Source organism: Mammaliicoccus sp. D-M19 (assembly GCF_022386695.1).
GTDB classification, from domain to species: Bacteria; Bacillota; Bacilli; order Staphylococcales; family Staphylococcaceae; genus Mammaliicoccus; species Mammaliicoccus sciuri.
This window is the reverse complement of the sequence record NZ_JAJNHW010000005.1, coordinates 122,763-144,869: the sequence shown is the minus strand read 5'-3', so window position 1 is coordinate 144,869 and position 22,107 is coordinate 122,763. Positions and strand designations below refer to the sequence as shown.

Sequence of the window (22,107 nt, the reverse complement as noted above, 5' to 3'; positions counted from 1 at the left end):
ACAAAATAAAACAACCCTTTTAAGGGTTGCTGGGAAAGTAGTACATTTGGCTGATCTTCTCAGTGCCCTTTTAGGGCTGGTCAGTAATAGAGGCTTATAGCCGCAGAACAAACCACCCGTTAAACGGGTGGTTTTGATTGTGTTTGGATTTATGGGGGAGTGTGTGGTGGTGATTGAGAAGATAAAATATGGGGGAGGAGTTAATGACAAAAGTCAGAGGAAGTGTAATTAAGGGCACCTATAGTAACAAAAGTCGTAGGAAGTGTAATTAAGGGCACCTATAGTAACAAAAGTCGTAGGAAGTGTAATTAAGGGCACCTATAGTAACAAAAGTCGTAGGAATTGTAACTAAGGGTGCCTATAGTAACAAAAGTCGTAGGAATTGTAACTAAGGGTGCCTATAGTAACAAAAGTCGTAGGAATTGTAACTAAGGGTGCCTATAGTAACAAAAGTCATACGAAGTGTAACTAAGGAAGCCCGTATTTACAGAAGTAGACACAAGTGTAAATAACTAGGATGATATACCTGCAAATAGGCGTAGTAAAACTTGATTTGAAAATAAATATATTTTATAATAATATAAAATATAGAGAATAAAATATACTGAGATATCGCTAGTTATCTCACACCACACTTAAATAATATTAACAACTAAGAGGTGATAAAAATGGACTTTGTAACAAGACCTGAATTTGAAGAACATAAAAATCATATGGACTCACGCTTTAATACACTCGAAGATAATATCAAGGAAGTAAAGCAAGAATTAACTACAACAAAATTAGAATTAAAAACAGATATAAATAATTTAAGGTCAGAGATTAAGGGCGATATAAATAATTTAAGATCAGAGATTAAGGGCGATATGAATAATTTAAAATCAGAGATTAAGGGCGATATGAATAACTTAAGAACAGAGTTGAAAACTGATATAAAAGATTTGAAAGATGATCTTATATCTTTATTTGATGAAAAAGAAAAGGCAAATAAGGAAGAGATGAAACATACTCAAATAAAATGGTATATTGCCACAACTCTCATTATAATAGGATTTGTAGGAAGAATATTAGGATTTTATTAAAATAAGACCACCTACATAGAGGTGATCTTTTAAAGACTATGAATTTTCTACTGATTGTCGTTTTTTCTCATAATATTCTAATTTCATTTGATGCCATTTGTCATAATCAGAGCTTGTGATATGCTTAATGACTTTTGCTGGATTTCCACCTACGACTGTATTTGGTGGCACGTCTTTTGTTACGACTGCTCCTGATGCGATTACAGAGTTTTCTCCTACCGAAACGCCTGGTAATACGACTGCATTTCCACCAATCCATACATTATTTCCAATATTAATTTCATGACCAAATTCTAATTGTTCATTTCGTATTGTTGGATCAATTGGATGACCTGCTGTATATAAACTCACTCTTGGACCAAACATAACATTATCGCCGATATTGATATAATTCACATCTAAAAATATACAATCCATATTAGCATAGAAATTCTCACCAATATTGATATGTCTACCGTAATCAACATAGAGTGGTGGATGTAAATATATATTTACACCTGTTTTACCAAAAAGTTCTTTTTCTAACTTAATTATCTCATCACTATTTTCAATAGGTGTATAATTAATTTTATCTGCTAGCATTTTTCCTTTTTTCGAACCATTAGATTCATGAATATCGTGCGCTATGTATAGTTCACCTTTAAGCATTTGCATATAATCAAAATCATTCTGCATATCATAATTCCCCTTTATATGAATATGAACATATTATATCTTGTTAAACTTGTATATACAAGTTAAGAGGTAATAAATGATAAGTTAGATAAATCTACGAAAAATTCTTTTTGCCAATTTTGAGTTTGACTAGCAGTTTTATTTAAAGGATTTTCCCAAGGTGGGTAAACTCTCATTGCCATTTTTCCCTTTATTTCATGATTACTAATGATTTTCTGCTTAAGTAGAATATCTTTAGGAAAAATAAATAGCCCTTTTTTATTGTTATCTAATATAGCTATGATGAGTTTATCCGGTGTTTCGGAATATGTATAAGGTCTGTTTTGATCATTTTGATCTTTAACCCAAAATACGACAAAATAACCTTTTTTATTAGCTGTCTTTTTAGCTCGTCTACTTCTATAAGTAATATTTTGAATTTGAAAACTACAAGCTTCATATTTAATATTAAGTTCTTCAAATTTGTAGTCTTCAATTGGTTCATCATTAAAATAGTTTTTTATTAATTCAATTGAATCAAACAATTGCAAACCTCCTTATATGACTTTTCATAATTGATTATAACAAAGATTGAACTATTAAATACGATGTTGAAATATTCTAGTATTCCCTTGTTTTTAAACCATTTTCATATTTTTTAGTTCTTAAAAAAGGTATAATGGAAGTAGAATATTAATGAGATTTTGACACTTTCTAATGTTTAGAAGGTGTTTTTATTTTATAAACATATTAAAGGGGATTCTATGGATATTACAATTTGGACACTCGTTATTTTTTCAATTCTACTGGGGGCAATGGTAAGAATTGTGTTTGGTTTTGGTGAGGCTTTAGTCACGATGCCATTACTCGCTTTATTAAATTTAGATTTTAAATTGTCTATTTCTGTGGTGGCAATTGTTGGGTTATTAGTGGCTTTTCCTGTGTTTATTAGAAGCCGTGGCAATCTAGATTGGTCTATTATTAAACGTTTGTTAATTGGTTCTATTATTGGGACACCGATTGGAATCATAATTGTTAAATGGGCAAATGAAGATGTGATTATTAAATTTTTAGGGGTATTTATATTATTGTACGGTGCTATTAATCTTATTAATTATTATAAGAATATATACCAAGTTAAATTGAATATTCCAAAGTTTTATGACTATATTGCAGGTATTGTTTCAGGTGTTTTAGGTAGTGCATATAATAGTCACGGTGTACCGATTATTATATATGGAACTTTAAAAAAATGGCATGTAACAGATTTAAAAAACATTTCACAAGTACATTTTTTTATTACAGGTTGTTTTATTGTCTTTAGTCACGGTGTTTCAGGATTTTGGTCAATATCACTTTGGTATTTGTTATTGGCAATTTTACCACTTATAATCCTTACATTATGGCTGGGTCATATCATCAATACTAAAATTGATCAACGTGCTTTAATTAAATATATTTATATGTTATTGATTTGCTTCGGTATCATCATGATTGTTAAATAATGAGAGAGGAATTACGCAATGCAAATTTTTAGAGTTCATGAGAATCATCAAATAAGTGCAAAATTTTTAGATAACCGCCGTCTTTCTAAACAAGTATTAGAACTTTATCAAATCATTAATGTATGTTTAGCGAAGCTAGAATATATTGAAGGTAATACACGTTATTTAAGTCATCCTATTGTAAAGCATGTTTTTAATGATGGCTATCCGTATTTAGAGGACACTTATCACTTATTATTAGATATGGATAAAGAACATAGAAGAAGAGGTGGGAAAAGGTCTAAAGACTTTGAACATCAAATTTCTCAAATGGGTGATATGATAGATAAAGGTATTAAAGATGGCGCATTTTCTGCTGAAAAATTACCACCTATATTTGTTTATGGTGAAATGAAATTAATGAATGATCAAGCTTATTTAGAATATGAAAAATTATTATTTATGAAATGGACAGAAGATAAAATTGCACCTCGGTGTAATATAAGTAGGTGATAACATGCGTAAAAGGTCAGATATTGAAAAATTATGGAGACATGAAAAATATAATGTCATGATGCATAGTCAAAAGTCATATTTAGATATAAGAGAGGCTTTAAAGGGAGATATCTCATATGACGATTTACAAAGTATGATTGATGATGCTAAAGCCATTGTTCCGACTAAAGGTTCAATCATCAACACTTATGATCATATGTGGGGGTATTTTAAGAAAATTGCTACTGAAGAAGAACGTAACCAATATTTGAAGTATAAATTTCAATATCAAGAAAATGAAATTCAATACCAATGTTTAATCACATTTATATACAAGCTTGCTGTGAAATATAATCAAAAGTATTTATTAGAATCTACTATTTTACATTGATTTACCAATCTAAAGTATAATGATGATTGTGTAACTTTGAAAAGGGTAAATATTATATAGAAAGTAGATTTTAAGGAGGCTGAATAAAATGGAAGAACGTGTATATCAAAAAATGTGGGACACTTTAAAAAAAGAAGTACAATTTAATATAGTGGAACTCGAACAAATGGAAGAAGAAAACGAATCTCCAGGATTAAAAAAAGCCCAGAACATGATGGATCATTTAGAGAAAGAGTTTATCAAAAATTCATAATCAATCATAATCATTTAAAAACATTTAAATTTGTTCTGTAAATCTATAAAATATATGTAATAATACATTATTAATAAGCATTTACATCAATTCCCTCTAGATTCGCTTAATATAGTTTTGTAGTATTTATATATTAAGTTTTTTGGAGGCAGTTATGTTTTTTGATAAAAAGATTATCGTATTTGAGAATTTAGAGAATAAATACAATCAAGAAGAAGCAAAAAATATATTTTTGAGACATTCCATTGATTATGACTTTATTACAATAAGTAGCCAATCTATTATTTTAGGTGGATTACAATATCCTTCAGCACAGAACAAAGATCAATTTATTGCTGATTTTAATGACTATTTAGGTAACTAATGCATTTAGCTGTCGACAAGTTTTAAAACTTGAGGCAGCTTTTTTATTGATAAGTGACAAAATTGTCATACTATTACTGATTTTGTTCGTTTATATTTGGGTAATATATCTATAGAGAGACTATAATAATATTTATAGTTGAAGGAGGGATATTATGCTCGTAAATAAATGGATTTATATCGCATTAGCTGTGTTATTAGGAAACTTTGGCGTTCATAAATTTTATGCACAAAAACCAGTTGTTGGACTATTACACTTAGCATTCTGTTGGACAGGGATTCCACATGTTATCGCATTCTTCAGTGCTATATTTGCATTGTTTAGACCATCTGATGAACATGGTAATATTCAAGCATAGCAAGTTGTGAAATGCTTTTATTAAGTTTTTAAAACTCTAGATATCATTATAAATAATTTTTCGAAAAACCCGCTTCACTGTATATGTTCAGTGAAGCGGGTTTTAATTATGCATTATTCAAATCTACATAGAACAATTTAACTTGGTCACGTAATATTTTTATTTCAACAGGCGTTTCGAATAGAATTTCACCGTCTATATCTAATTTGGCTGATGGATCAGTAGATAACGTTGCTGATTCACATGATATATGTTGTATGCTGTCACTAATCTCATTCCAATTCATGCTATCTTTTACTTTAAAGAAGTCATTGATGATACTGAAATTTTGTTTGTCAAAAATAAATATATTCATTTTACCGTCATTAGGTGATAAATCTTCTAAAGGAATTCTACTACCACCAACATGTTGACCATTCGCAATCAAAATCATTGATGTTTCTCCTGAATATGTTTTGTTATCAGCTGTTAATTTATATTGATAAATTTCTGGGTTAGCTACCGTTTTGATTGTAGAAAAAATATAACTGAATTTACCTAATAATTCTTTTTGGTTGGATTCAACATTTTCAGCGTTTTGAACCATTAAACCAATACCTGCAAAGTTAAGTGCATAGGTACCATTGACATCTAATACATCAAATGACTTAATTTGACTCGATAATAAATCTTGAGAAGCTTGCATTGGTTTTTGAGATATATTTAAAGTCTTTGTGAAATCATTGAATGTTCCACCAGGTAAGACACCAATGGGTATTTGGAGATTATTTTCTACGACACCATTTATTAATTCATTTAAAGTTCCATCGCCGCCTAGTATAAAAATAACATCATAAGCTTGTTCGTTTGTATCGGCAGCTAATGTTTTACAATAAGAACGAATTTGTCCTTCTTCTTTACTTAATTTTATTGTTAATTCATCACAAAGCTGAGTTAAATTTTCTGTAACTTGTCCGAGTTCTTTATATATATTACCTTGGCCAGCAGCTTCGTGGTAAAATAAAATTCCTCTATGAAAATGTTGTGTCATAATCATTATACCTCCTGTATTGTACCTTTTATTACAATACCATGTATAACGATTGATAAACAATTTTAAATAAAATATTTTAATGTGTTAAAATGAATAAAAGCATTGAAAAGGGGAGGATTATTATCGTTTCACAAAATGATTATATCCATTATGAAATGGACAAAAGAAAGCAACCTTTACTAGGTGTTGTGATCCATAACGATGCAAGTGAGTTAAATGCTAATGAATGGCGTGAAGTATTAATAGACGCACCTGAAGAAAGATATGTCCAAGGTATCGCGCATTATTACATCGATAGAAATCAACAATGGCAAGCGATTGATACTGAGCGTATTGCATGGCATACCGCTAATTCAATAGGTAATGAACAATATTTAGGTTATGAAGTATTAGAATCTCTCTCAAGTACGGATGAAGAATTTTTATTAAATGAGCAGGAAACATTAAGAGCAATCGCTTCAGATATGATTGATTATAATTTAACACCTAATCGTGATACTGTTAGATTACATTTGGAGTTTAGTGAAACTGAATGTCCGCATCGTTCATTAGAAATTCATACGAATTGGAAGACAACATTAGATGGTATGCCAGATGAGTGGATTATAAATGAAATGAAAGATTATTTTATCGAACAAATTAAGCAATATATATTGAATTAAAAAAGCGTTTGGATGTGAAATCATTTGATTTCTATCCCACGCTTTTTAATTATTGTGCATATTGTTGTTGTATTTGAACTAATGCGTTATAGAATAGTTCAGGTTGTTCTGGACCATTGTATGTTCCTTTTTCTAATGCAGTTAATGAAGCTTTTTCAGGGTTTGTTAATTCGCCTTCATATTTTTGTCTCCTTTCTGCTTTATAATGATTAATTTAAGCTAAAAGACTAAGTGTGTTTGTTTAGATTTTTCTGATAAATCTGTATAATGTTTATATGATTAAAATATGCAGGAGGAATTCAAATGACTAAAAAAACAATCGGTTTTGTAGGTACAGGCGTTATGGGAAAATCTATGGCAACACACTTAATTAATAAAGGCTATGAAGTAAACGTTTATAATAGAACGAAATCTAAAGCAGATGAATTGGTAGAAATCGGCGCGACTTGGTGTGACACTATTGCAGATTTATCTAAGACTAGTGATGTGATTATATCTATAGTTGGTTATCCTAAAGATGTTGAATCTATTTATTTAGATGAAAGTGGGATTATAAACCATGCTAAAGAAGGCACAACTATTATAGATATGACAACTTCAAGTCCTGCTCTTGCAGAGAGAATTTATAATGAAGCAAAAACAAAAAATATTAACAGTTTAGATGCACCCGTTTCTGGTGGTGATGTCGGTGCGAAAAATGCTACATTAACCATTATGGTCGGTGGAGATGAAGAAGTATTTAATCAAGTTGAAGATATTTTTAATGTTATTGGACAAAATGTCGTCTATCAAGGTAAAAGTGGCAATGGACAACATACGAAACTTGCTAATCAAATTGCAATCGCAGCAGGTATGTTAGGTGTAGCAGAAGCCATTATATATGCTGAAGAAGCGGGATTAAATATAGATAAAGTGTTCAGTTCTATTGAACACGGTGCAGCAGGTAGTTGGTCATTATCCAATTTAGGGCCAAGAATGGTTAAAGGAGACTATGCACCAGGATTTTATGTTAAACATTTCATTAAAGATATGAGAATTGCGATAGAAGAAAGTGAAAAAAGAGACTTATATATGCCTGGATTATTAAAAGCCAAAGAAGTATATGATGCACTAAGTGAAGCAGGTTTTGAAGATAATGGTACTCAATCTGTTATTCAATTATTAAAAGATCACATTAAAAAGGGGTAATACAATGGATTTAAATGAATATCAAAACCTTGCATTAAGAACAATGTCTGATGTTAAAAGAGATCCTGATAAAAGCTTGATTAATGGTGCATTAGGATTAACAGGAGAATCTGGTGAAGTTGCAGATGTCGTTAAGAAATACGTATTTCATGGTCATGAATTAGACAAAGAAGCATTAAAGAAAGAACTAGGTGATGTACTTTGGTATATCGCATGTTGCGCTTCAGCTCTTGATGTAGATTTAGATGAAATTGGTCAATTAAATATTGAAAAACTTAAAAATAGATATCCAAATGGATTTTCAAAAGAAGATTCACTAAATCGTAAAGAATAATAAACAATTATCTATTGGATAATAATGACAAAACTGTTAGAATGAAAATGAATGAAAACGCTTTCGTAGGAGGTAGCTATATTGGAAGGAAACGAACAATATTTATCTATAGATGAACTAAAACAGTTAATGTCTGACTATCCATTTCAATATATTGTTTGTGGACAAAGTGCGATTGATTTATTTTTGAATGAATATACGCACACTAAGGAAATCATGAGCATAACAGTAAGCAGAGAAGAGGTGCTTACTTTAGCAAACTACTTTTTAGAACGCCATTATCAAATAGTAGTTGAGACACCATTGAATGAACTAAAAGAAATTACTGTTGAAGAACTTGGAGAATATAAGAAATATTATATTTATAATAAGAAGAACGAATGTAAAATTCTTAAAGTTTATATATATGAAACGAAAGATGAGAAATGGCAATTTAGTCATGATCACAATATAGAAGTGGAAGATTATAAAATATATTTCCATAGTTTAGAACATGATGTGAAGTATTTGCGACCGGAAATTCAAATGATGTATAAGCTATATCATGAACTGAGACAAGATGATATTTATAAATATCAAAAGTTAATTCAACATTTAAGTTATTATCAATTCTTTATGCTTAGAAAAGTGATAGGAAAAGAAAAACTTAATCAGATTATTTTATCAGATACATAAAAGAAGCCAACGATTAAATCATTGGCTTCTTTTAGTTATTATGCGAGTTGTGTTGTTTTATTTGCGAAATATTCATCATATATAGCTTGAACGGCTATATCAGAATATTGCTCATCAATACCAAACATCATAGAAATTTCAGATGAACCTTGGTTAATCATATTCAAGTTCACATTCCTCTTGCTGAGTGCTGCAGTTGCTCCAGCTGCTGTACCAACTGCTTTATTCATACCTTCTCCTACAATCATTAAAATAGCTAAATCATAATCAATTGTTAATTCATCTACTGGTATGTTTTCTCGAATTTTACTTAAAACTCTTTCTTCTTTTCCTTTAATTTGAGTCGATCTCATAATAATACTAATACTATCGATACCAGATGGGATATGTTCTATTGAAATATTTTCTTCTTCTAAGATACTAAGTACTTTACGTGTAAATCCAACTTCTCTATTCATTAAGTATTTTTTGACGTTTATAATTGTAAATCCTTTATCACAGCTAACGCCTGAAACGATATGAGATAAATGAGAGATGTTACGTTCACTCACAATGTAAGTACCTTTATCAGTTGGTCTATTTGTATTCTTGATGACAACTGGAATACGATCTTTATAAAGTGGTTCTAGTGCCTCATCATGAAATACACCAAAACCAGCATATGATAATTCACGCATTTCTCTATATGTGATTTCTGGAATCACTTCAGGTTGAGATACAACTGTTGGATTTGCTCTAAAGATACCAGATACATCCGTAAAGTTCTCATACAAGCTTGCTTTAATACCTCTAGCTAAGATTGCGCCTGTAATGTCAGATCCACCTCTAGGGAAGGTCACGATATCATCATTTTCAGAATAACCAAAGAATCCAGGAATAATTAATTTTTCATCATATTCACGTAATTTATAAATATTCTCATACGACGATTCTAATATCATAGCATTGCCTGGTTCATCTGTGACGATTATGCCAGCTTCTTTAGGTGATAAGTAACGTGTAGGGTGGCCTAATTGATTATTATATTGTGCAATGAGTTGTGCATTAAAGTCTTCTCCACAACTCTTTAAACCGTCTAATAAGCGTTCAGGTTTATCATGGTACACGTCTATCAAATTTAGTAAATGACGTTTAATTTCATCTAAAATAGAACGATCCATGTTGAGTTCAGTCACAATTTCTTCATAACGATCAACGATTTGATTGAGTTTGTTTGAATAATCTAATTGATTAATAACTTTTTCGTATAAGCGTATGAGCAAATCCGTTGTTTTAATGTCTTCTTTAAATCTTTTTCCAGGTGCAGATACGACTACAATTTTTCTTTCATCATCAGAGTTAATGATGTTAACGACTTTTTTAATTTGCTCACTGTTAGCGACGGAACTTCCGCCAAATTTTGAAACTTTCATTTTATCAGTCCTTTTACTGGGGGTAATGTAATTGTAGCTCTTTACAAAGCGAGAAATAATGATAATATTACTATTAATTCTAATTATTCAAACTTTACAAAAAACTTTAATGAATTTATACTATAATAAACTTGAGTCTATTTCAAGTAGACATTTGTATTTTTAACAAGAACAATATATTTAAGGTGAGTGAGGAAATGAAAGTATTAAATGTAGCAGTATTAGGTCTCGGCACTGTTGGAACAGGTGTCGTGAAGATTGTTGAAGAAAATAAAAAGCAAATAGAAGACACGATTGGGAAATCTATACATATTAAACATATTCTTGTGAGTTCTGTGAACAAGAAACGTGCAATTAATACTTCTAGCTATCATTTAACTGAAAATATTAACGAAATTTTAGAAGATGAAGAATTAGATATTGTTGTTGAAGTAATGGGTGGTATCGAACCAACAGTAGAATGGTTGAAAGCATTTCTTTCTAAAGGTATACACGTCATTACTGCAAATAAAGATTTATTAGCCGTACATTTAAGAGATTTAGAAGATTTAGCTGAGAAAAATAAAGTTGCACTCAAATATGAAGCGAGTGTAGCAGGTGGTATTCCGATTGTGAATGCGATTAATAATGGTTTAAATGCCAATAATATTAATCAATTTATGGGTATCTTTAATGGCACATCTAACTTTATTCTTAGTCAAATGACTCGTGAAGGAAAATCTTATGATGAAGCATTACAGCTTGCAACAGATTTAGGGTATGCAGAAGCGGATCCAACTGACGATGTCGAAGGAATTGACGCAGCTCGTAAAGTTGTAATTACGAGCTACTTATCATTTAATAGAGTGATTTCGTTAAATGATGTTGAAAGAGTTGGTATTTCAGATGTTGAAATCGAAGATATTAAAGTTGCAGAAAAATTAGGCTATAAAATTAAATTAATTGGTCAAGGTAAATACGAGAATGGTCGTGTTATTTCAAGTGTTAAACCGACATTGTTACCAAATAGTCATCAAATGGCGCATGTTGAAGATGAATATAATGCAATATATGTAATTGGTGATGCTGTTGGAGACACAATGTTTTATGGTAAAGGTGCTGGTAGTTTAGCTACTGGTAGTGCTGTTGTTTCTGATTTATTAAATGTTTCATTACAATTTGAATCAGATTTACATACATTACCTCCACACTTTGAACTTAAAACAGAACGTACGAAAGAAATCGTTGAAGATGAAGTAGTTAAATTCCCACTGAAAAATAGTCATTTTATTATCGTTGAAAGTGACAAAGATGAAGATGTTTTAAGAGATGATATTAAAGCGACAATTGAATTTCATAGAAGTGTTAAAGTAGAACAACGTACTGAAAATACGTATGGTATTGTCATCAGAGGTATTGATGAATTACCAGTTGATCAATTAAAAGAAAATGGCATTAATATTTTGAAATATTATCCAATTGAAGGAGATAAGTAATATGGGCAGATGGCAAGGATTAATTCATAATTATAAAGAATATTTACCAGTGAACGAAGGAACACCAGAATTGACTTTAAATGAAGGTAATACACCATTAATTCATTTACCTTATTTATCTGATAAATTGAACATTAATTTATTCGCTAAGTTTGAAGGTCTTAACCCTACAGGTTCTTTTAAAGATAGAGGTATGGTAATGGCAGTTGCAAAAGCGAAAGAAGAAGGTAAAAAAATCGTGATATGTGCCTCTACTGGTAATACATCAGCTTCAGCTGCCGCTTATGCTGCTAGAGCAGGTTTAAAAGCAATTGTTGTTATTCCTGAAGGTAAAATAGCACTTGGTAAATTAGCACAAGCAGTTATGTACGGTGCTGAAATTGTATCAATTAAAGGGAATTTTGATGAAGCATTAAATATCGTTAAAAAAGTTGCAGAAAAAGGTGAAATAGCACTTGTAAACTCTGTAAACCCATATAGAATTGAGGGGCAGAAGACTGGTGCATTTGAAATTGTAGAGCAATTAGATGGTAAAGCACCAGACTTATTTGCGATACCAGTTGGAAATGCTGGAAATATAACAGCATATTGGAAAGGTTTCAAAGAATATCATCAATTAAATCAATCAGGTCTACCTGTTATGTGCGGTTTCCAAGCTGAAGGTGCATCTCCAATCGTACAAGGTAAAGTTGTAACAAATCCAGAGACAGTAGCGACTGCGATTAGAATTGGGAATCCAGCTAGTTGGAAATTGGCCGAGGCAGCACGTGATGAATCAAATGGATTAATAGATAGTGTGACAGATGAAGAAATTCTTAAAGCATACAAACTTATGACAAGTAAAGAGGGCGTCTTCAGTGAGCCAGCAAGTAATGCTTCAATTGCAGGTTTGTTGAAATTGCATGAACAAGGTAAATTAGAGCCGAATCAAACTGTTGTAGCAATTTTAACAGGAAATGGATTGAAAGATCCTGATACTGCTATTGATTTACTTGATTCGCCAATTACACCATTAGAAAATGACGAACAAGCAATTATTGATTATATTGAGCGTGCATTAAAATGAAGAAATTAAAGCTTAAAGTACCAGCCTCAACTGCTAACCTTGGGGTTGGTTTCGACTCAATCGGAATGGCTCTAGATAAATATTTAGAAGTAGAAGCGTATCTGTCCGAAGATGGAAAATGGCATTTTGAGCATGTTGGACCTCATCTGAAAGGTTTACCTGTTAATGAGGAACATTATATTACTAAAATTGCACAAACTGCTACAGAGAAATTTTCGAAAGAAATGCCGGCATTAAATTTAAAAATGTATAGCGATATTCCACTTGCGAGAGGATTAGGTAGCTCAGCATCTGCGCTCGTAACGGGGTTATTTCTTGCAAATTATTTTGCAAATTTAAAGTTATCTAAATATGAGTTACTACAACTTGCAACTGAAATTGAAGGACATCCAGATAATGTTGCCCCAACAATTTATGGTGGATTAGTCTTAGGCGTATATGATCCAGAAGCTAAACATACGGATGTATCATATATAGATATACCAAAAGTTGATGTTATTGCTACAATACCGGAGTATGAGCTATCAACAGAGAAAGCGCGTAAAGTATTACCAGAAACACTATCTTTAAAAGATGCCGTTAAATATAGTGCAATAAGCAACACGATGATCAGTGCTTTAATTCAACATAATTATGAATTAGCTGGAAAGATGATGATGAAAGATGGTTTTCATGAACCTTTTCGTCAACATTTGATCCCTGATTTTGAACGTATTAAAGCATTAGCTATAGAACATGGCGCGTATGCGACTGTTATTAGTGGTGCTGGTCCAACTGTATTAACGCTCGTCAAAAAAGAATTGAGTGGTAAACTTGTAAGGGCATTACAAGATGAATTTGAAGATTGCGAATCAGAATTGGTAACCATTAATCGTTATGGTATTAGTCAAAAAATCATAAACTTATAAACAAAAGTGAGATGCTTATATTCTATGTATGATAGAATATAAGCATTATTATATTTAAGGAGAACAACATGACATATAAATACATCGTAATGGATATGGATGATACACTTTTGACTTCTAAGAATGAAATAAGTGAAGTAACATATCAATACTTAATGGAGAAACAAAAAGAAGGCATGAAGTTAATACTTGCATCGGGGCGACCAACTGCAGGTATGATTAAGCATGCAGAAGTGCTAGATTTAAAAAGCTATGGTGGTTATATTGTAAGTTACAATGGTGCTTTTGTTATAAATGCTGAAGACCAAAGTATCGTATTTAATCAAACAATTAGTCAAAAAGATGCACACGATATTATTGATTATTGTAGAAGTCATAATTTCTTTTATTTAACATATTTAAATGACCAAATTATTCATGATACGACACATGATTATATGAACATTGAAAGTGAATTAACAGGTCTTCCAATGAATAAAGTTAATAATATTAAAGAAGCTATTATAGGTGACGTTCCAAAAATAATGGGTGTTGATTTCGAGGAAAATATTGCAAGTGCAAATGAAGCGTTGAATGGTAAATTTAATGACCAAGTGTCATCAACAATAAGTAAACCGTACTTTTTAGAATTCATGAATAGTGAAGTTTCTAAAGGGAAATCGTTGCAAAGATTGTTTGATCAAATTGATGCGGATTTCTCAGAAGTGATAGCTTTTGGTGATAGTTTAAATGATTCTGACATGTTAGAAAGAGCAGCAGTTGGTGTTGCTATGGGGAATGCGAACGATACGATTAAAGGTATTGCAGATGTTGTTACAGACGACCATAACCATGATGGTATTGTAACAGCGTTAGAAAAAATATTAAATGCATAAAAATAAAGCAGTTCAAACCTTAAATTAAATTTTTAAGATTTGAACTGCTTTTTATTATTCGTGACGATCTTCATTAAATGCGATTGAAGTCATTTCAATTACTAGAATTGATTTTGCCCCAAGAATTTTTAATTGTTGTACAATATCATCAATTTCAGTTTTATGTCTCAGTCTTTCAACAAATACGATGATTTGTTCGTACTGATCAATCTCTAAATTGTATAAATAATGTGTGATTGTTCTTTCCAATGGAGACATAAAGCTAATTTTTTTATTAGAGTGTCTTAATGTACTCGAATCAAAATTAAAGCGAGTAGTACCTTGTACACGTATTTCTTTACCAGGTAAATAACGAGCAATTTGAAGTGGAACGTATAAGAATTCTCCTATACCAATGACAAATTTAGGTGAATCATCTAAAAAGTCATTCAATAATTCTCCCATACGTTGAAATAGATCTTCAGATACTTGTTGTTCTTTACCATTTAAAGTGAATCTACCTGTTGAAATAAAATATGGATTATCGTGAATCGTACCATCACGCAGCATGTTTTGTGCTTTTACAATAAAATGATCATTTATGACATTTCTTAATGAGTAATATTGAACTTTCGTATCGTGTTTTTGATTATCTAGTAGTTCATTTTGAATTAAATCTTTCGTCTCATGGTCAATAGCTGTAATTTCTACATCAAACGACATAAGTGAAATGATGTTGATTTTAATATTTAAAGATTTTTCCAAACTTGAGAATGCTTCTTTAACACTTTGAGATCTTAAATCAATAGGTGTTAATACAGTGAATGTTTCTCTTTCAGGACATTTATCATAAATCTTTTTAATGAGATTTAGTACAGAATTACCATTTAATAAATGATTATCAATGATTGCGACACGTTCATCATTATCAAAGAAGTCTTTATCTTTCGTATAGAAATATAAACGTTCTTGAGGATCAACAATATCGCTATGATCTAATAATGGTGGATGAGAAATAATCTTATCTCGTGTAGAAGCTAAGAACATCACATCATCATCAAATAAACTAAAAATCGATTGTCCTAAATTGACAGCACGTTCACTTAAGCCTAAAAATCTTGTTGGTGGATAGTGACCAAGTTTATTAGATTCAACCATATTTAAGGCTTGAATCATTTTACTGCGATTTTTACTGTTAATAGCTTTAGCGATCGTTTGAATACGTTCATCCGTTTCGCCTGTTAACGACTCATGATATAAGAATCCTAATAATAAACCAACAAGTAAAGGATGCTCTGGATATAATCCTCTAGAATATCCTAAACAAGGAGATACTGGTATAAATGGAAATTCTGAATGTTCTTCTTGTGTAATTGCGAGCATTTCATCTATTTCAAAATCAAATCTATTTTCTTTAACTTTCACTTCAACTTGCTGTTCGTTATCTAAAGGAAAAACTTTACTTACTTGGGACATGTGATTACTCCTTTATTTACTTGTATGCGTCCATTCATGGCTGAATTTCTTTCTCTTAATATGCGCATAAATTTGGTCCGCTGCATAGTCTTGGTTCGTATAAACAGTAATATCAAAAAATGCTTGATTCTCTTCAAATGGTTCATTTAAATATAAATCTTTAAGATGATCAAATAATGATTGCATCTGTTCCCGAGTTAAACTTGTATATTCTCTAAGTGTCTTCTTAACGAGTTGAGCATGTGTGTCATAAATACTTTGAACAACAATGACAAAGCGTTCATCTTGTTCCATAACATCATCAAATAAATTAGTTTGACCTGTCATATTTACACCTTCTTTATTCTAAAATTATCATTAATATTTATTATACTATATATATCGCAATATGAAAAAGTAGATTATAGTTAGCAAATTTTTATAAACGTTTTGAACAAGGGAGTTCGGGATTAGGGAAATGATATTTTGTGTAGGATTTGTTGTTACAAAAGTCGGCAGAAGTGTAACTAAGAGGCGCCATAGTAACAAAAGTCGGCGGAAATGTAACTAAGAGCGTCTATAGTAACAAAAGTCGGTGGAATTGTAATTAAGGAAGCCGTTAGTAACAAAACTCAACAGAAGTGTAACTAAGGAAAGCAAGCACGAACAAAATTTTAGATATAAATAACGCCACTCAAGTTGATTGAGTGGCGCTTTTAAAAATTATTTCTTATATTGGTGTTTTCTTAAATCAATATCTTCAAGTTTGATAATTTTTGATTTCGTTGTGAATTTATGAATAAAGTATACTACGAAACCTAATATAATCGGTAAGAATGATTCGATTAATACTGGGAAGTTCAATGTCATAATGCTATCAAATGATTGACCGATTAATAAGAATGCTATAACAGCGATTACGATGATTGGTCCTAATGGATATAAAGGTGCTTTATATTCAAGTGTATCTGTCGCTGATTTGCCTTGTTTCTTAATGGCCATCCTTAATCGAATATGACTGATAATACTCATTAGCCAAACTAAAGTAACAAGTGCGCCTAACATATTCAACAATCTATAATAACCATCAGCGTTAATCGTTGCATATACGATAGACGCGAAAATTAATACGATTGTGACGCATAATGAAACGAACGGCATATTGTTTCTATTTAAGTTATTGATAAACTTAGGTGCTTGCTTATGTTGAGCAAGTGAGTAAAGTAATCTACTTGTAGCATATAAGCCTGAGTTACCAGCTGAAATAAGTGCTGTTAAAATAACTGCATTAATAATGGAAGCAGCAAATGCTATACCAACTCTATCAAATACGATTGTAAACGGACTTTGTGTTACAGTGTTTGATTTATTTAATAACAATGGATCAGTATATGGAATAATTGCTGCAATCACAGCGATTGCTAAAATATAAAATAATAAAATTCTCCAGAATACTTGTCTAATTGCTTTTGGCATGGATTCTTTAGGGTTTTCAGATTCACCAGCTGTTACGGCTACTACTTCTGTACCACCGAAGCTAAATCCAGCAACAAGTAGTACGCCTAAGAAACCAGAAATACCATTTACAAATGGTGCTTCTTTATAAGTGAAGTTTGATAATCCTAATGGTTCATTACCGCCTAAGATTCCAAATATCACAAGAACACCAACTATTAAGAAGATGATAATAGTCGCGACTTTTATAAAACTTAACCAATATTCAGCTTCACCAAATGCTTTAACTGTAAAAGCATTTAATAAAAATAGAATGATTAAGAAAATAATGCTCCATACAAACGGGTTAATATTTTGGAATATATCCCAGTATGTAATGATTTTTGCTGCAGTTAATATATCAACGCTTGTTACCAGTGCCCAAATTACCCAATAAAGCCAACCAACAGTAAATCCTGCTGACGGATCTATAAATCTACTTGAGTATGCACTAAATGAACCAGAAACTGGATAAAAAGTTGCAAGTTCTCCTATAGCTGTCATTAAAAAGTAGAGCATAACACCAATAATAGAATAAGCTATAAGTGCACCACCAGGTCCTGCTTGAGTGATGACTGCACCACTCGCCATAAACAAACCAGTACCAATTGAACCACCAATGGCGATCATTGATATGTGTCTAGTCTTTAATCCTCGTTTCATTTCTTCCATATAATTCACCTTGCTTTCTAATAGTACAATTTATCTGTAAATAAAATATACATATTATTTTATTAGTATTTCAGTAAATAAGCAACAAAAACTTTTAACGCATAAATGCTTTAAAGCCATAAAGTATAAATGTATAAAAATAGAAGTCATTTCAGATGTATGAATTGACTTCTTTGTCGTATATTTTCTTATAAAATAAGAAATTATTTAGTTTCGCGGTGTAAAGTGTGACGACCTAATCTTGGACAGTATTTTTTCATTTCAATACGTTCAGGATTTGTACGTTTGTTTTTAGTTGTAATATAATTTCTGTCGCCACATTCAGTACATGCTAACGTGATATTGACACGCATGTTCATCAGCCTTTCTATTCAGTAATCGTTACGTTTTATAATTTTAGCATAATACAAATGAGTTTTCAATGCAAAAATATGTGTATTATATAATTGCGATATGATGTGTAAAAGCGTATATTGTTATAATTAAAACAAATAATCATGTAGGAGTTAAAATATGAAAAAAATATATATTATAGTTGGTGCACTATTAATGATGGCGTTCATCCTTGCAGGTTGTAATAACCAAACATCAAAGGATGACAAAATTAAAATCTATGCTACAAACTTTCCATATGAAAGCTTTGCTAAACAAATTGGTGGCAAATATGTAGATGCCAATTCTATTTACCCAAGCGGTACAGATTTACATAACTATGAGCCAACTCAAAAAGAAATGCTCAATATCGCTAAAAGTGATCTATTTATTTATTCTTCAAATGAATTAGATCCAGTAGCTAAAAAAATTAGTTCTACTATTAAAAGTGATGATCATAAATTAGAAGCGGTAGCTAATTTGAAAGAAAGTCATATTTTAGAACATCATCATGAGCATGGTGAAGAAGAGCATGAACATGAACACGAAGAAAGTGCTAATGATCCACATATTTGGTTAGACCCAATTGTCAATAAAGAAGCGGCTAAATCTATTAAAGAAAAACTCATTCAAAAGGATCCAGAGCATAAAGATTATTATCAAAAAAATTATCAAGACCTCATTAAAGATATAAACGAAATTGATGAAAGTTTACAAAACATAACGAAAGATACAAAAAGAGATACAGTATTTATTTCTCATGATTCTCTAGGTTATTTAGCTACCAGATATCATTTTAAACAAAAAGGTGTCACAGGCATGAATAATGAAGAACCAACTCAAAAAGAAATATTAGAAATTATTAAAGATATTAACAATTCGAAATCTCCATATATTTTATATGAACAAAATGTTAGTTCAAAAATGACAGATATTATAAAGAAAGATACGAAAAGTAAACCGTTAAAATTTCATAATTTAGAAGTATTAACTAAAGATGAAGCAAAACAAAAAAATATTTCATATCAGTCTTTAATGGAAGAAAATATCAAAACTCTTGATAAAGCTCTAAATAAATAATATTTATAGTATTATTTCGTTTACTTTTACTACTTAACCATGTATAGTAACTAATGGATTATTATTAATAGTTGTGAAAGAGGTTATTGATATGAAAATTTTTGATTATGAAGATGTACAGTTAATACCAAATAAATGTATAGTAGAAAGCCGTTCTGAATGTGATACTACTGTAAAATTTGGTCCAAAGACATTTAAATTACCAGTAGTACCTGCCAATATGCAAACAGTCATGAATGAAGAACTAGCTGAATGGTTTGCTAGTAATGATTATTTTTATATCATGCATCGCTTTGATGAAGAAGGACGTATTCCATTTATCAAAAAAATGCAAAGCCAAAACTTATTCGCTTCAATTTCTGTAGGTGTTAAAGACAATGAATATACTTTTATAGAACAACTTTCTAATGAAGGGCTTGTTCCTGAATATATAACAATAGATATTGCACATGGTCATTCTGAGCAAGTTATTAGAATGATTAAACATATTAAACAACATATTCCTGAATCATTTGTAATTGCAGGTAATGTTGGTACACCTGAGGGTGTTCGTGAACTTGAAAATGCGGGTGCTGACGCAACAAAAGTTGGTATCGGACCAGGTAGAGTATGTATTACAAAAATTAAAACTGGATTTGGTACTGGTGGATGGCAATTAGCTGCAATTAACGCTTGTAGTAAAGCTGCTAGAAAACCAATGATTGCTGATGGTGGTATTAGAACTAACGGTGACATTGCTAAATCTATTAGATTTGGTGCAAGTATGGTAATGGTTGGTTCATTATTTGCTGCACATGAAGAATCTCCAGGTGAAACAGTTGAATTAGAAGGTAAACTATATAAAGAGTATTTCGGTAGTGCATCTGAATTTCAAAAAGGTGAGCGTAAAAATGTAGAGGGTAAAAAGATGTTTGTAGAACATAAAGGCTCTCTAAAAGATACGTTAATTGAAATCGAACAAGATTTACAAAGTTCTATTTCATATGCAGGTGGAAAAGATCTACATTCTATTACAAAAGTAGACTATGTAATTGTTCGTAATTCAATATTTAATGGTGACAGTGATCGCGGCTAAAACAAGTGAGGTGACGACTTGAGAAAAGTATTCTTTTTATTTATGTTGCTATTATGCTTAACACTTATCAAGCCAGTCCCAGAATCAAATTTGTCTAGACAAATTGGGCAAAAAGTATTGAATGTTCAACAAGGATTACAACACGAAGAATCAGCTAAAAAGGTTGAACTGAAGACACCAGATGACCAAGAATTTGCGATTAATAATATTCAAATCAATCAAACAAAAAGCGAAGTAGAAAAGAAACTTGGTAAACCTAAGCGTATAACGGTTAATGAATATAACGAGAAATGGCATGTGTATCATAACGACTATCATGAATTTGTGATGGTAAGTTATGGTCATGACAAAGTAACTGGTTTATATACAAACCAAGACCTTATAACTTCTAAAAAAGGTATCACAAGTAAAATGAACAAAGATAAAGTTCGTTCTATACTTGGTGAGCCTGAAAAAGCAATAGAAAAAGAAAAAGTGAAACTCATACAAAATGATGAAGATTATGATGTTTTCAAATTTGATAACATCTATACAACCGTGTTTTATGATAAACATGAAAATAATCAAATTAAAGGTCTCATGCAGATTGCATCATCAACTGAAGATAAGCGAACGAATCAGTATCATGCAGCATCTGATGAATACAAAAAAGCTTTAGAATTACAAAACTTTGATCTTGTAAATGCCGAAAGAGTACAGTTTGGATTACCGACATTAACTTATAATGAACGTATTAGCGAAACTGCAAGAAAGCATAGTCAAGACATGGTGAATAATGATTATTTTGATCATAATAACAAACAAGGTATGTCTCCATTTGATAGATTAGATCGAGATGGTTTTAAATATGTAACAGCTGGGGAAAACTTGGCTTATGGTCAAATCAGTAGTATATATGCACATCATGGTCTCATGAATTCACTTGGACATAGAAAAAACATTTTAAATAAAGATTATAAAGAATTAGGTGTAGGTGTTGATATTGGCGAAGAATTACAGCCATATTGGACGGAGAACTACATCACGCAACAATAGAAAAGAGATAAGTGGTATTATCTTATCAACGTTGATATAATTAAATCGAGAAAAGTCAATATTTCATATTTCCTTAAATGTTTAACACATGTTGTTTCTAGTAATTTTGATTGGTGAAATAACATATAAAGGGGTAGTTTTACATGGAAAATAAAGAAATAAAACGAAAAGATTTAGATGTCTTAGAACGTATTAAAGAATTATTAAATAAAAAAGATGTATCATAAATATATGAC

At 31.0% G+C, this 22,107-nt stretch carries 25 protein-coding genes and 1 pseudogene; 18 read left to right on the top strand and 8 right to left on the bottom strand.

What is annotated here, in order from left to right; all coding sequences use genetic code 11:
* Positions 1-668: 668 nt before the first annotated feature.
* Positions 669-1,082, top strand: a complete 414-nt coding sequence (locus tag LQ675_RS11095) for a CCDC90 family protein (RefSeq protein ID WP_158259177.1) — start codon at positions 669-671, stop codon at positions 1,080-1,082.
* A gap of 36 nt (positions 1,083-1,118) precedes the next feature.
* On the opposite strand, the gene LQ675_RS11090 is transcribed toward LQ675_RS11095, so the two are convergent.
* Together LQ675_RS11090 and LQ675_RS11085 are read right to left on the bottom strand one after the other, a co-directional pair.
* A complete protein-coding gene (locus LQ675_RS11090; RefSeq protein WP_107602512.1) occupies positions 1,119-1,757 on the bottom strand; it encodes a sugar O-acetyltransferase in 639 nt (212 codons plus the stop codon).
* A 62-nt stretch (positions 1,758-1,819) separates the two neighbouring features.
* Positions 1,820-2,281 carry a MepB family protein gene (locus LQ675_RS11085; RefSeq protein ID WP_048542713.1) on the bottom strand — a complete coding sequence of 154 codons (462 nt, stop codon included), beginning with the start codon at positions 2,279-2,281 and terminating at the stop codon, positions 1,820-1,822.
* Between the two features lie 219 nt (positions 2,282-2,500).
* Here LQ675_RS11085 and LQ675_RS11080 point away from each other — a divergent pair, with 219 nt between their 5' ends.
* The 6 genes and pseudogenes from LQ675_RS11080 to LQ675_RS11055 all read left to right on the top strand — a co-directional run.
* Positions 2,501-3,241 (top strand): sulfite exporter TauE/SafE family protein, encoded by a 741-nt coding sequence (locus LQ675_RS11080; protein ID WP_048542715.1) that lies wholly within the window; start codon positions 2,501-2,503, stop codon positions 3,239-3,241.
* A gap of 18 nt (positions 3,242-3,259) precedes the next feature.
* Complete coding sequence (locus LQ675_RS11075) at positions 3,260-3,733, top strand: pyrimidine dimer DNA glycosylase/endonuclease V (RefSeq protein ID WP_048542716.1); 474 nt, start codon at positions 3,260-3,262, stop codon at positions 3,731-3,733.
* Between the two features lie 4 nt (positions 3,734-3,737).
* Entirely contained in the window at positions 3,738-4,106 is a 369-nt protein-coding gene (locus LQ675_RS11070) for a YbgA family protein (RefSeq protein ID WP_048542717.1), read from the top strand.
* Between the two features lie 88 nt (positions 4,107-4,194).
* Positions 4,195-4,359: a hypothetical protein gene (locus LQ675_RS11065; RefSeq protein WP_162841924.1), complete on the top strand. Its 165-nt coding sequence runs from the start codon at positions 4,195-4,197 to the stop codon at positions 4,357-4,359.
* A gap of 154 nt (positions 4,360-4,513) precedes the next feature.
* A complete protein-coding gene (locus LQ675_RS11060) occupies positions 4,514-4,723 on the top strand; it encodes a hypothetical protein (protein ID WP_048542719.1) in 210 nt (69 codons plus the stop codon).
* A gap of 154 nt (positions 4,724-4,877) precedes the next feature.
* Positions 4,878-5,021, top strand: a pseudogene (locus tag LQ675_RS11055) (TM2 domain-containing protein); the annotation flags it as partial.
* A gap of 166 nt (positions 5,022-5,187) precedes the next feature.
* On the opposite strand, the gene LQ675_RS11050 reads toward LQ675_RS11055, so the two are convergent.
* Positions 5,188-6,111 (bottom strand): diacylglycerol/lipid kinase family protein, encoded by a 924-nt coding sequence (locus tag LQ675_RS11050; RefSeq protein WP_048542789.1) that lies wholly within the window; start codon positions 6,109-6,111, stop codon positions 5,188-5,190.
* Positions 6,112-6,203: 92 nt separating this feature from the next.
* Between LQ675_RS11050 and LQ675_RS11045 the strand changes: the two genes are divergently transcribed.
* From LQ675_RS11045 to LQ675_RS11030, 4 genes are all read left to right on the top strand, one after another.
* The gene (locus tag LQ675_RS11045; RefSeq protein WP_229412542.1) at positions 6,204-6,776 is read left to right on the top strand and encodes an N-acetylmuramoyl-L-alanine amidase; all 573 of its coding nucleotides are present in this window, start codon (positions 6,204-6,206) and stop codon (positions 6,774-6,776) included.
* A 303-nt stretch (positions 6,777-7,079) separates the two neighbouring features.
* On the top strand, positions 7,080-7,964 hold the full coding sequence (locus tag LQ675_RS11040) for an NAD(P)-dependent oxidoreductase (protein ID WP_048542722.1): 885 nt from the start codon (positions 7,080-7,082) through the stop codon (positions 7,962-7,964).
* Positions 7,965-7,968: 4 nt separating this feature from the next.
* On the top strand, positions 7,969-8,298 hold the full coding sequence (locus LQ675_RS11035; RefSeq protein WP_048542723.1) for a nucleoside triphosphate pyrophosphohydrolase family protein: 330 nt from the start codon (positions 7,969-7,971) through the stop codon (positions 8,296-8,298).
* An 81-nt stretch (positions 8,299-8,379) separates the two neighbouring features.
* Entirely contained in the window at positions 8,380-8,973 is a 594-nt protein-coding gene (locus tag LQ675_RS11030; RefSeq protein ID WP_048542725.1) for a hypothetical protein, read from the top strand.
* A gap of 38 nt (positions 8,974-9,011) precedes the next feature.
* Here LQ675_RS11030 and LQ675_RS11025 read toward each other — a convergent pair whose 3' ends face one another.
* Positions 9,012-10,385, bottom strand: coding sequence for an aspartate kinase (locus LQ675_RS11025; protein WP_048542726.1), 1,374 nt, complete (start codon positions 10,383-10,385; stop codon positions 9,012-9,014).
* A 197-nt stretch (positions 10,386-10,582) separates the two neighbouring features.
* Here LQ675_RS11025 and LQ675_RS11020 point away from each other — a divergent pair, with 197 nt between their 5' ends.
* The 4 genes from LQ675_RS11020 (at position 10,583) to LQ675_RS11005 (ending at position 14,709) form a co-directional block, all read left to right on the top strand.
* Positions 10,583-11,860: a homoserine dehydrogenase gene (locus LQ675_RS11020; RefSeq protein ID WP_048542729.1), complete on the top strand. Its 1,278-nt coding sequence runs from the start codon at positions 10,583-10,585 to the stop codon at positions 11,858-11,860.
* Position 11,861: 1 nt separating this feature from the next.
* Positions 11,862-12,926 (top strand): threonine synthase, encoded by a 1,065-nt coding sequence (thrC, locus tag LQ675_RS11015; protein WP_058591450.1) that lies wholly within the window; start codon positions 11,862-11,864, stop codon positions 12,924-12,926.
* Positions 12,923-13,834, top strand: coding sequence for a homoserine kinase (gene thrB / locus LQ675_RS11010; RefSeq protein ID WP_048542734.1), 912 nt, complete (start codon positions 12,923-12,925; stop codon positions 13,832-13,834). Before thrC ends, thrB begins: the two co-directional genes overlap by 4 nt.
* 68 nt (positions 13,835-13,902) lie before the next feature.
* Positions 13,903-14,709 carry a Cof-type HAD-IIB family hydrolase gene (locus LQ675_RS11005; RefSeq protein WP_239727977.1) on the top strand — a complete coding sequence of 269 codons (807 nt, stop codon included), beginning with the start codon at positions 13,903-13,905 and terminating at the stop codon, positions 14,707-14,709.
* Between the two features lie 54 nt (positions 14,710-14,763).
* On the opposite strand, the gene LQ675_RS11000 is transcribed toward LQ675_RS11005, so the two are convergent.
* From LQ675_RS11000 to rpmG, 4 genes are all read right to left on the bottom strand, one after another.
* Complete coding sequence (locus tag LQ675_RS11000; RefSeq protein WP_048542740.1) at positions 14,764-16,164, bottom strand: phosphoribosyltransferase domain-containing protein; 1,401 nt, start codon at positions 16,162-16,164, stop codon at positions 14,764-14,766.
* Positions 16,165-16,176: 12 nt separating this feature from the next.
* Positions 16,177-16,491: a hypothetical protein gene (locus LQ675_RS10995; protein ID WP_025905885.1), complete on the bottom strand. Its 315-nt coding sequence runs from the start codon at positions 16,489-16,491 to the stop codon at positions 16,177-16,179.
* Positions 16,492-16,866: 375 nt separating this feature from the next.
* Entirely contained in the window at positions 16,867-18,309 is a 1,443-nt protein-coding gene (locus LQ675_RS10990) for an amino acid permease (protein ID WP_048543154.1), read from the bottom strand.
* 203 nt (positions 18,310-18,512) lie between these two features.
* The gene (gene rpmG / locus LQ675_RS10985) at positions 18,513-18,662 is read right to left on the bottom strand and encodes a 50S ribosomal protein L33 (RefSeq protein WP_049318964.1); all 150 of its coding nucleotides are present in this window, start codon (positions 18,660-18,662) and stop codon (positions 18,513-18,515) included.
* Positions 18,663-18,822: 160 nt separating this feature from the next.
* On the opposite strand from rpmG, the gene LQ675_RS10980 reads away from it, so the two are divergent.
* The 3 genes from LQ675_RS10980 (at position 18,823) to LQ675_RS10970 (ending at position 21,871) form a co-directional block, all read left to right on the top strand.
* A complete protein-coding gene (locus LQ675_RS10980; RefSeq protein WP_048543152.1) occupies positions 18,823-19,761 on the top strand; it encodes a metal ABC transporter solute-binding protein, Zn/Mn family in 939 nt (312 codons plus the stop codon).
* Between the two features lie 91 nt (positions 19,762-19,852).
* On the top strand, positions 19,853-20,836 hold the full coding sequence (guaC, locus tag LQ675_RS10975) for a GMP reductase (RefSeq protein ID WP_025905892.1): 984 nt from the start codon (positions 19,853-19,855) through the stop codon (positions 20,834-20,836).
* Between the two features lie 18 nt (positions 20,837-20,854).
* Complete coding sequence (locus LQ675_RS10970; RefSeq protein WP_103354257.1) at positions 20,855-21,871, top strand: CAP domain-containing protein; 1,017 nt, start codon at positions 20,855-20,857, stop codon at positions 21,869-21,871.
* The last annotated feature ends 236 nt before the right edge of the window (positions 21,872-22,107 follow it).